The 10862-nt window shown below is 41.0% G+C and carries 6 protein-coding genes and 1 pseudogene; 3 read left to right on the forward strand and 4 right to left on the reverse strand.

The features are described 5' to 3' along the window. Positions 1–11 precede the first annotated feature (11 nt). Together PSE72_RS17130 and PSE72_RS17135 are read left to right on the forward strand one after the other, a co-directional pair. On the forward strand, positions 12–578 hold the full coding sequence (locus PSE72_RS17130) for a molecular chaperone TorD family protein (RefSeq protein WP_115166496.1): 567 nt from the start codon (positions 12–14) through the stop codon (positions 576–578). A gap of 205 nt (positions 579–783) precedes the next feature. Then, the gene (locus PSE72_RS17135; RefSeq protein WP_004915049.1) at positions 784–1206 is read left to right on the forward strand and encodes a DoxX family protein; all 423 of its coding nucleotides are present in this window, start codon (positions 784–786) and stop codon (positions 1204–1206) included. An 86-nt stretch (positions 1207–1292) separates the two neighbouring features. Here PSE72_RS17135 and PSE72_RS17140 read toward each other — a convergent pair whose 3' ends face one another. From PSE72_RS17140 to PSE72_RS17150, 3 genes are read right to left on the reverse strand one after another with little or no spacing between them, the layout of a single operon-like run. After that, on the reverse strand, positions 1293–1421 hold the full coding sequence (locus tag PSE72_RS17140; protein ID WP_226537988.1) for a nucleotidyltransferase domain-containing protein: 129 nt from the start codon (positions 1419–1421) through the stop codon (positions 1293–1295). 26 nt (positions 1422–1447) lie between these two features. Continuing rightward, positions 1448–2674 carry an RtcB family protein gene (locus PSE72_RS17145; protein ID WP_117163018.1) on the reverse strand — a complete coding sequence of 409 codons (1227 nt, stop codon included), beginning with the start codon at positions 2672–2674 and terminating at the stop codon, positions 1448–1450. A gap of 3 nt (positions 2675–2677) precedes the next feature. Next, a complete protein-coding gene (locus PSE72_RS17150; RefSeq protein WP_217007875.1) occupies positions 2678–3796 on the reverse strand; it encodes a slipin family protein in 1119 nt (372 codons plus the stop codon). A 485-nt stretch (positions 3797–4281) separates the two neighbouring features. Here PSE72_RS17150 and rtcR point away from each other — a divergent pair, with 485 nt between their 5' ends. Then, the gene (gene rtcR, locus PSE72_RS17155; protein WP_213942529.1) at positions 4282–5868 is read left to right on the forward strand and encodes an RNA repair transcriptional activator RtcR; all 1587 of its coding nucleotides are present in this window, start codon (positions 4282–4284) and stop codon (positions 5866–5868) included. Positions 5869–5929: 61 nt separating this feature from the next. On the opposite strand, the pseudogene PSE72_RS17160 reads toward rtcR, so the two are convergent. Beyond that, positions 5930–10862: pseudogene (locus PSE72_RS17160) on the reverse strand (hypothetical protein); the annotation flags it as partial.

Below are 10862 nucleotides of genomic sequence, written 5' to 3' on the forward strand. Positions count from 1 at the left end.
GTATCTTTTTTATGATCCATTTTTCACACTATGCAGCGGCGTTTAATATTTTAGGCACATGCTATTTATTTTCACCCAATGACGATGCAAGTCATTATGCAATAAGCTTTTTCAAGTTAGATGACTTCGCATCTCAGTGGCCTTGTAAGGTCAGCATCTCGCTTAGCGAACGGATCTCGGCATCGCTAAATATTGAGATTGCGGCACTGCATACTCAGTGGACGGATTTGTTTATTGGACCTGAAGCATTACCCGCCCCGCCATGGGGCTCGGTATATCTTGACCCAGAGGGTGTTTTGCAAGGTTCTTCCACGGTGGCATTGAGTGAGTTTTTAAAACGGGAGCGTTTAAAAATACAGACCCGTTATCCAGAGCCCTCTGACCATGTTGGTTTAATGTTATTTCAAGCGGCAGTTTTGGCTTCACAAGTCAGGGAGGCCGCATTAAAAGAATTGTTGAATGACCATTTGGGAAGTTGGCTACCACAATTTTCTCAGCAATTAAATCGAACAAGGTATAGCCCATTCTATAATGCATTAACTGAATTAGCTCTGGTGACTGTCAGGTCGTGCTTGTAATATTATTCAATATTTTTGATTGTTAAATGGTTAATTAAACGTAATATTTGAATAGGTGAAAGGTTAACAAATTTTAATTAAATGAAAATTGATTTAGTTATAAGAAATGCAAATTAAAATGATTCTTACTTTATCTTTCTAAGCCATAATGCATTTTTAAGCCATACTACTTAATGATGTTTTGGATATCCATAGGGGGTATAAAGTGGTCAATTTATTAAATCGTTTGTTGTCCCATGAAGATGCTGGCAGGTTGTTATTGCGTCTTTCTGTTGGTGGGCTCATGTTGTTTCATGGTATGAGCAAATTAATGACTGGTGCGAGTGGTATTAAAGCGCTGCTGGCTTCTTATGGTTTACCTGAATTTATTGCTTATGGAACAATTCTAGGTGAAGTGGTTGCGCCTATTTTCATTATTTTAGGGATTTTAACTCGTCCATCAGCTTTATTAGTGGCTTTCACCATGGTGGTTGCATGGTTAATGATTGGGCTAGATAAAACATTTGTATTGGATAAAACCGGTGCATGGGCGATTGAAAGCCTAGTGTATTTCTTCTTGAGTGGTATTGCATTGGCATTTTTAGGTGCGGGTAAATATTCCATTATTAAAAACCCGAACTGGCGATAAACCTGTTTTTCTTTTGTGTTTGACATTGCCTTTGAAAAAAGACCATCAAAAAATTTCTGATGGTCTATTTTTTTGAAAAATACCTGTTAATGATTTTCTAACACGGATTCACATGCAAACAGTATTTTAACGTGATGAGTTTCTTCTATTTCTTTGAGTGTTTTCTCTATCCGTTCTCTCATTAGCACGGATACACTTTCATGGTCAGTTTCCATGCTTTTTCTCCTGTAACGTTTTATCGTTAACCCTTAACACATACCACTTGGCGTAGGGTATGAACAATTTCTACCAGTGATGATTGTGCTGCCATTACCGCGTCGATGTCTTTGTAGGCCATCGGTATTTCGTCAATCACATCACTGTCTTTTCGGCACTCAACATGGGCAGTCGCCATTTTTTGGTCGCTAACTGAGAAACGCTTTTTGGCTTCAGTTCGGCTCATTACACGGCCTGCACCGTGGCTACAGGAACAGAAACTTTCTTCGTCTCCTAACCCGCGCACGATAAAGCTTTTCGCCCCCATAGACCCTGGAATGATCCCCATTTGGCCTTTTCGAGCGGATACCGCACCTTTTCGTGTCACTAAAACGTCTTCACCAAAGTGCTGCTCTTTTTGCACATAGTTATGATGGCAATTTACAGCTTCTTGCTCTGTAATAAATGGTTTTGGAATTTCACGCGATAGTGCTTCTAACACGCGGTGCATCATCACTTCACGGTTATGGCGGGCAAAGTCTTGCGCCCAACCCACTGCTTCCATATAGTCATTAAAATGTACGCTTCCTTCTTCGAAATACGCGAGGTCTCTATCAGGTAAATTAGCAATATGCTGTTGCATATCTTTTTGTGCCAATGTGATAAACAAGTTACCAATCGCATTTCCCACTCCGCGTGACCCGCTATGTAGCATCACCCATACACGGTCTTGTTCGTCTAAACACAGCTCAATAAAGTGGTTTCCCGTTCCCAACGTCCCTAAATGGTTATAATGGTTAGTTTGGCGCAGTTTTGGGTACTTATCGCAGATACGCTTAAACTCTGCATCTAAATGTGCCCAGTGGCTATCGACAATATCCGGTGTACGATGCCAAGCCCCTTTATCACGCCCATGTCGATGGGTGGTTCGACCGTGTGGCACTGCCGCTTCAATGGCAAAACGGATATTTTGCAGGCTATCCGGCAAATCCGATGCCGTTAAGGACGTTTTTACGGCAATCATTCCACAACCAATATCCACTCCAACCGCCGCAGGAATAATGGCCCCTTTAGTTGGAATCACGCTTCCAATGGTTGAACCTTTCCCCACGTGTACATCAGGCATCACAGCAAGGTGCTTGAAAATAAACGGCATTTTGGCGGTATTTTGTAGTTGTGTAACTGCTTTCGGGTCAACAGGAACTCCATTGGTCCACATTTTTACCGGTACGCCATTTTCTTGAGTTAATTCGTTGAATTTATTATTTATCATTATTTATTCCTTAATTTTTACTAATCCGTTTAATACTTGGTCTAATCCACCGTAAACAGAAATTTGGTCGATGCGATGCGCAATATTTTCTAAGGTTTCGAGCTCTTTCAAACGCAAGGCAATGGGGTTGTTTTCCATCACTTTAGCGGTGTTTAGCAGTGAGCGAGTCGCCGCGGTTTCTTCACGTCGGCGGATCACGTTTGCTTGTGCCGATTTCTCGGCTTCGACTACTTGGGATAAAATCGTGCGCATATCTCCCGGTAAAATAATATCTTTAACACCAATGCTATCGATTTCTAGGCTAAACTCAGTGACGTATTGCGCCACTTGAGCCAACATCAGCTCATCAATTAGTTGCTTGTTTTCTAACAGTTCGTCTAAGGTTCGAGTCCCCACGATTTCTCTTATTGAGAATTGTAATTCACGATATAAATGTTCTACAGGCTGACTCAATTTTGAAAATGTCAGCAAAACATCCTGATAGCGCCAATTAGCACACAGATTGACGCGCAATGTGACTTTATCTTTGGTTAAAATTTCTTGCCCGCTGACTTCAAGTGATTGCAAACGCGTATCAATGATTTCAACCTCATGTTTATGGTTAATTTTCCAATAGCCGTAAGTTCCCGGTTGTAATAAATCTTGTATCTCACCATCAATTTTTAGCATACCGACATGCCATGCAGGTACTTGGCTAATCAAGGCCAACTCATTGCCTTTAATGCGTTTTTTACCCATTAATCGGGCAACTAAGGCGGAGTCAATAACACTATTTTCTAGTGATTGCAGTTCCACTTTTAAGCTATTGCCATTTTTCCAATACAACCGACGGGTTGCTGGTGGCAAGATTTCTGCCAAGCTATTGTGCAAGTAAATAAAACCAATCTCATCATCAGCTAAAATGATGTCAATACAGTGCTCATCAACCCAATCAGAGTGAAATTGGCGTAAGTGGTCGGCCAATTTTTCATCAATGGCCTCATTGTCGAGGGTGAACAATGACACTGTCAATCGATTGAACCAGTCGTTTAAATGGTGCTCACCCGCTGTTAGTAATTGCTTAAAATCCCCATTTTTAGCGGTCAATGCGATTTGTCCTTGAGCGATATTGATTTTTTTCATTATTTTTCCTTTTTTATGGTTTATCCACCACTGAAGAAAAAAGTGAAGTGGTGAGGGGAAAAGTAGAGTGCCCAGTACGGCTGTCTAAATTTCTGCTCATCACTCGGCAAGGTTCTCGAGTGGTGGTTTTAAGCTTAACTTCAACTTAGTTTTATACAGTTGGATTTGTATTTTTTTCAGGAGTCGAACCTGATAGCTAGGCTATTACCAAGGTATCTTACTGACGGCGGCATACAGACCATGTAGTGACTAACGCCACCATGTCTGCACCGGTTGAACGCGAAGTTCAGACAATTTTCGGCAGTGGATAAATAGATAATTGCCAGAAGCGTGCCAACTTTGATGAAAATATAATAAATATTTTATGTCATTGAAAAATAACAAATAAATATTTTAATGAAATTTTACTAACATTGAATGATGAAATGAATTAGGCTATTTATTATATTTTTATCTCGTCTTTTATAAATTTATATAAACTCATTATGAATAAAAAACGCAAAGTTGTTATTGGCGTACTGGGCACGGTACTCGATAGGCGAGGTAAAAAAGCCAATCGCTGGACAAAGTGGCGCCCAACGGTAGGCTTGTGCCAACAACCTGATTTGGATATCGGTCGCTTTGAACTGCTACATCAGGTCAATGACTATGGCATGGCGCATCGGGTGAAGGAGGATATTGAGCAAGCCTCTCCCAATACCGAAGTGGTGCTGCATGAGGTGGATATTGCCGACCCGTGGGATTTCGAAGAGGTGTATACCTCGTTATTGGATTTTTCTTCAAGTTATCAATTTGATACTGACGACGAAGAGTATCTGGTGCATATCACGACGGGCACCCATGTGGTACAAATCTGTTGGTTTTTATTAACCGAAGCTCATTATTTACCTGCCAAATTAATCCAAACCTCTCCCAGCCAAAAGGGGAGAGAAAAAGACCCAATCGGCATTCATACGGTGATTGACCTTGATTTAAGCCGTTATACCCACATCACCAGTCGCTTCCAAACAGAGCAGCAACAGCAGGTATCCTTCTTAAAATCCGGGATTGCCACGCGTAATGCTGCGTTTAACACCATGATTGAGCAAATCGAGCGGGTGGCTTTGCGCTCAAAAGCGCCGATTTTACTCAATGGCCCAACGGGGGCTGGGAAGTCGTTTTTGGCGCGACGCATTTACCAATTGCGGGAAAGCCGCCACCAAGTCAAGGGGCGTTTTGTGGAAGTGAACTGCGCCACTTTGCGCGGTGATAATGCCATGTCGACGCTATTTGGCCATGTCAAAGGGGCGTTTACTGGGGCACTAAATGCACGAGGCGGTTTGTTAAAAGAAGCCGATGGCGGCATTTTATTTTTAGATGAAATTGCAGAACTTGGCCTTGATGAACAAGCTATGTTACTCAAAGCCATTGAAGAAAAACGTTTTTTTCCTTTTGGCTCCGACAATGAAATCCACAGTGATTTCCAGCTGATAGCGGGAACCCACCGCAATCTTGCAAAGCAAGTGGAATCGGGTAAGTTTCGTGAAGACTTATACGCCCGTATCAATATGTGGACCTTTGCCTTGCCGGGGTTAAAAGAACGTCGTGAAGATATTGAACCCAATATCGATTATGAATTAGCCAAACTTTGCCAAGATCAGCAAAGCCAAATCCGCTTTGATAGCGAAGCACGCAGCCTGTATGTGAAGTTTGCTTGTTCCTTGCAAGCCCAGTGGCGCGGCAATTTCCGTGAATTGGGGGCCTCGATTAGCAGGATGGCGACCTTTGCCGAGCGCGGGCGCATTACTAAAGTGGTTGCCGAGGAAGAAATTGGCCGTTTGCAGTCTCAATGGCAGCCAAAATCAACCAATACATTTCCAAAGCAAATTGGTGAGATTGATTTATTCGATAAGCAGCAACTGGCAACAGTACTTGAAGTTTGCCGCCGTTCATCTTCCCTTTCCGAGGCAGGTCGTGAGCTGTTTGCGGTATCACGGCAACACAAAAAACAGCCCAATGATGCGGACAGGCTGCGAAAATATCTCGCCAAATTTGAGTTGGATTGGGAAGGGGTGAAGGGAAATAATGGGTAAACAAAAGCCCCCGTAAGGGGGCTGATGGGGTAAAACTGAGTTGGTTTAAATTAGATAGTGATTAATATTCTTGAACACAAATAATAGATAATCTTTCCTTGCTATTTATTTGATTTATAAATGCGCCCATGTGACCATTAGCATTTATCATATATTTAGAAAAACTCCAATTACTAATCCAAAAATATTGCTCTGTAATGAATTTTTGTGCGGTATCCTTCCCCCACTCTTTACTTAATAAGGTGATATTTTCTTGTGTCATGACCTCATTGGGTGATTGACACATCTTTAACGCTTCTTTTGGTGTTCCTTTTCCATTGTGGGTATACCACGACTCTAAGGTAAAGGTATAGACCATATTCTTGATATTAGAGCCTCTAGATTTTCCGGTGATGGTGACTTTTGCTTTGGAGCTGTCTTTCGGTTGTTTATTCAATGTCACAATACCTGTGCTATCAATATATAACCAATTTTGATCAACCGTCCAACTATAGTCAGAACCAGTCCATAGTGAAGGGTTGATTTGAAATTGCGCGCCAGTATATCCGACATGAGGGAATTGCTCATCAATAGAGTAGTTTTTCTTATCCCCTAGTCGTGTAATTGACATTTCACCGTAATTTATAATTTGAATGGACTGAGCACTATCATTATAACCAATTGAGCTATTGTCTAATGTGATTTTGGCAATCCCTGACCTGTTATCGTTATGAAAGTTAGCCTCATATTTCCCTGGTTCAATTTCTGTTATTGTTTTCGGTTGATTCCAATAATTAGAGTGTAATCTTGGATTTTTCCCCGTTATTGGGTTGCCATTATCGTCTTTAAGTATTAGGTATAGTGTGGCAAATGTTTTCTTAGTGTCTGTCTCATAGCGGTTTGCTGTGAGTTCACTTTTCCCTGGACCAAACACAGGCGCGCCAGTTTCAACCGTAATTGTTTTTGGTATACTACGAACTGGAACAACACTTGCTGATATCGAATGTTTTCCGGGTGTTGCAAGTTTGAGGTATCCTGTATATCGACGAGTGAAAGTGTCTTTTTCGATATTCCATTTAACTTGTAATGAAATGTTATTTGTATCAAGTAATTTAATATCGGCAGTATCAATAAATACATCATTACCATATCTATCCTTAATTTTTAACTCAAAATCAGCTTTTTCACCAACTTTAATCGTACTTTTATCAAGCTTCAATTGAACGACTACAGTGTTACCAGTGTCACTGAATGGAATAACAGATACCTGTATTGTACCCAAAACCTTATTGACTTCTGCGGTCAGATCATATTGTGTTGTTTGAGTTAGCGCTACTGTTGTTGTGTATTCTCCTTTCTGTGTTGAGTTTTCTTGCAATGTCTTAATGGGGATAGCTGTTGATGTTTTAGCGTCCATCAAACTGATATCTGTTGCTTGTAATTCAGTGACGCCATTACCATATTGGTCGGTTAACTTGAATGTTAATTGGAACTCTTGTCCTGGTTTGGTGATGTATTTCCCTGAGCCATCTGCGGTTATTGAGGACTTCATGCTCACATGAGCCACATTTTTAACCCCTTTCGGATTTTCAATCGTGATTGTGGTAGTATAAGGGTGCCCATTAACCTTAACAGTTACTGGATATACACCAGCTTTCGTCAGCAATAAGCTTGATGTGTAGTTGCCATTATTACTTTCAATCCATTTTGTCTGTGTTGGTGTGCCTGCAAGTTCCATGGTGATATTGGAGGCATCAACAGTCACAACGCCATTACCGAACTTATCTTTCAGATTGAGTTGAAGATTGGCGTTAGTACCAATGCTTAGTACTGCAGGTACATTTAACTCAACTTTCGCGACATTTTTAGCGCCTTCTAGTGGTTTCACCTCAATGTCGATATTTTTTACCTGTTTATTTACATCAACCAATAATGTGTGCTTTTTAACTTTCTCTAGTGTGATTTGAGCCGTATAGACACTATCGTGTGATGCTGATTTCGCCCACTGTGCTTTTGTGGTAATGGTGTCGTCAGTATTTTTGAACTTAATGTCTTTCGTTGCGATATCTGCCACTTCATTGCCATATTTATCAAGCATGGTGAGGGTTAATGTAGTGCTTTCACCTGCACTCATTGAAGTTACTGCAGGAGTTGATTTAATCTCATTAACATTGCTAGCGCCTTTCAAAGCTTTCACCGTGACTTCCTTGGTATTGGCATCTTGTTTATTCACCGTCGCGGTTAATGTGTGTTTACCCACTTTGGTTAATGGTAAGGTGGCTTTATACACGCCTACCGATGCCATATGCCAAGCAATACTGTGGCTATCAATAATTTCTGCGCTATGGCTATCGGTTAACACAATATCTGCCCCATTGACGTTAGTCACCAAATTGCCATATTGGTCTTTCAGCTCTAAAGTTAATTCAACTTCTTTACCTGCATCAAAGGTCTTGAGGTTTGTAGTGATTTTTGCATTTTTTACCCTATCTTTGCCACTTGGGTAAGTTGCTTCTACGGTTTGAATGCGGCTTGGTTGCTTATTGACAGTGGCTTTAAACTGGTAATTATCGACAGTTTTTAACTGTTGTTTAGTGGTATACACGCCATTTTGTGAGGAAACCCATTTAACATTTGTAGATTTTCCATTATTGGTGAGCTGAATGTCTTTATTATTGATATCAATAACACCGTTATCAACACTGTCTGTTAGCGCTAATATTAAGGTCACCTCTTTCCCCGCTTCAAGAGTACCTACATCGGTTTCAAGAGTGGTTTTATGGACGTTATTTACCCCTTTGGCTGGGGCAACGATTAGTTCAATCTTATCGCTAAGTATTTTGCCTGCGGAAACTTGAATAGGCTGCTTGTGTAACTTGTTCATAGTGAGTTCTTGAGAGTAAAACCCATCTTTAAGTTCTTTCCATATGGAGGTCGATTGCAAGTCAGTTAATAACTTCAATTTCGATGATGCCCCAGTCAGCTTGTTACCAAACTTATCTTTTAGCCCCACTTTTAGGGTGACTTTTTCCGCGGAATTGACCGTGTTTTTTGTTGCATTATAGGTGATAGATAGGGTCTCTAATGAACCACGCAGACCATCTTTATCATAAGAGGCAATCGGGATTTCTGTTGGTACTTTGACGTTCCAATTAGTGCTCTCTGATTGGCCATTGACTTCCACTGTTATTTTATAACGGCTTGCTTTGGATGCAGGAAGTTGAGCGATATATTTATTCATCACATTCTTTTCCATAAAGACAATACTTTGCTCTTTATCGTTAATTTTCATTTTGATGTCGCTACTGCTAACATTTTTAACTGGGTTGTTATATTGGTCAGTTAAACTAATGGATAATGATGATGGTTGTCCTGCGTTACTGTCGGCTATCGGTAAGATAGTGATTGTTTTTACAGCATCTTTACCGGTTGGTGAATTGACCGTGATATTGGTTGTATTTGTAGATGTACCAACACCGGCACTCAGAGTATGTATTTTAACGTCACTGAGCATGGTGGTGGCGGTATAGGTACCTAAGTCACGGCTATCTTCTTTCCAAATTATTGGTCTTTTGTTAGGAATGTCTGTCGAGTGAATGTCGCTATTGTTGAGATTGATAACTGAGTTGTTATCGATATCTGTTACCTTTAAGGATAAGGTCACGTTATCACCTGCAGTGATCACGTTTGGTGTCGCCGTTAGCGTTACATTGTGGACTCGGCTGGGGTCTGTTGAAGGCTTTACTTCAATTAACACATTTTTACTTTTTTGTTGATTAACTGTCGCTCCCAGGGAATGAATACCTGCAATTGGGATGACGGTTGGCGTGGTATAAATACCGTTTGTTTGGTATTTCCAGATTAAACCCGTAAGGGCTTTCTTAGTATGCGAATCATTAATGACGATATCAGCCGCATTAACACCCTCAACGCCATTATTCCATTGGTCGGTTAATGTGAGTGTCAGTTCGGTTCTGCTACCAACGGCTAATTGATTAATGCTAGCCTTAAATTCAACAGTTTTTACATTTGCTGAACCTGTTAATGCGCTGACATTAATCACCAGTGGGGTATTTGTTCGGTTATTAACGCGACTGACAAAGGTATTCTTTCCTTGCTTATGTAATGGGAGCTCGGTGGTGTAAATACCATTGCTTTTCTCTTGCCATATCGGGTTAACAACAAGTGTACCGTTATGTTCTAACTGAATGTCGTTAGCGAGAACTTTTTCAACCCCATTGCCATGGCTATCAGTCAATGTTAATTGCAATTCAACTAACTCTCCCATCATAAGAGTTTTGTTTGTTGCCTTTAATTCCACATTGCTAACAGCAGATAGCCCCTGTGGTGCCTCAACATTGATATCCTGTGATTGGATAGTGTTATTGACAGTAACCTTTAACGTATCAGAGCCTAATTTACGCAATAATAAGTCGGCGGTATAAGTGCCATCCGCATGGTCTTTCCATATGACAGGTCCTGATTGCTGGTGAGCAGTCACAATACTGTTGCTAGAAACCTCTTTTAGCCCATTACCAAAGGCATCTTTCAACGTGACGGTGAGTGTGACTTTCTCGCCAGCTTTATGTTTACTGGTTGGCGCTACATTCAGCAATACTTCATTAACGACTTTGTATTGGCCTTTCTTACCACTCCCATCCCTAGCAACAGCAGCAATTGGCACTGGTTTGCTAACATCAAATAATTTTTCGATTGAAGTGACATTTTGAGTTGGGATAGATGCAACCATATTGTGTGAGCCACTTTGCTGTCCGGGTAATGTCCCAACGTATTTGCCCGTAGGGACTTGAGCAACTTGCATGGAAATTGGTTGTTGCTGATCGACGGTAACGGACAGGCTGGTAATATTGGATACTGGGTGCCCATTTGAGTCAGTCAGGGAAAAGACAACCGTACTGTCAGAACCTGCAGCTACGGGTACAACATGGACAATTTCAACATTATTGACCTTGCTTTTCCCTTCATTGTTATGAACCGTAATCTCAACAGGGAGG

The organism is Providencia sp. PROV116 (assembly GCF_028482485.1).
GTDB classification, from domain to species: domain Bacteria; phylum Pseudomonadota; class Gammaproteobacteria; order Enterobacterales; family Enterobacteriaceae; genus Providencia; species Providencia rettgeri.

Coding starts and splice junctions, on each gene's coding strand:
- PSE72_RS17130 (WP_115166496.1), top strand. CDS start 12: ATGATCCATTTTTCACACTATGCAGCGGCGTTTAATATTTTAGGCACA.
- PSE72_RS17140 (WP_226537988.1), bottom strand. CDS start 1,421: ATGGAAACTGACCATGAAAGTGTATCCGTGCTAATGAGAGAACGGATA.
- PSE72_RS17145 (WP_117163018.1), bottom strand. CDS start 2,674: ATGATAAATAATAAATTCAACGAATTAACTCAAGAAAATGGCGTACCG.
- PSE72_RS17150 (WP_217007875.1), bottom strand. CDS start 3,796: ATGAAAAAAATCAATATCGCTCAAGGACAAATCGCATTGACCGCTAAA.
- rtcR (WP_213942529.1), top strand. CDS start 4,282: ATGAATAAAAAACGCAAAGTTGTTATTGGCGTACTGGGCACGGTACTC.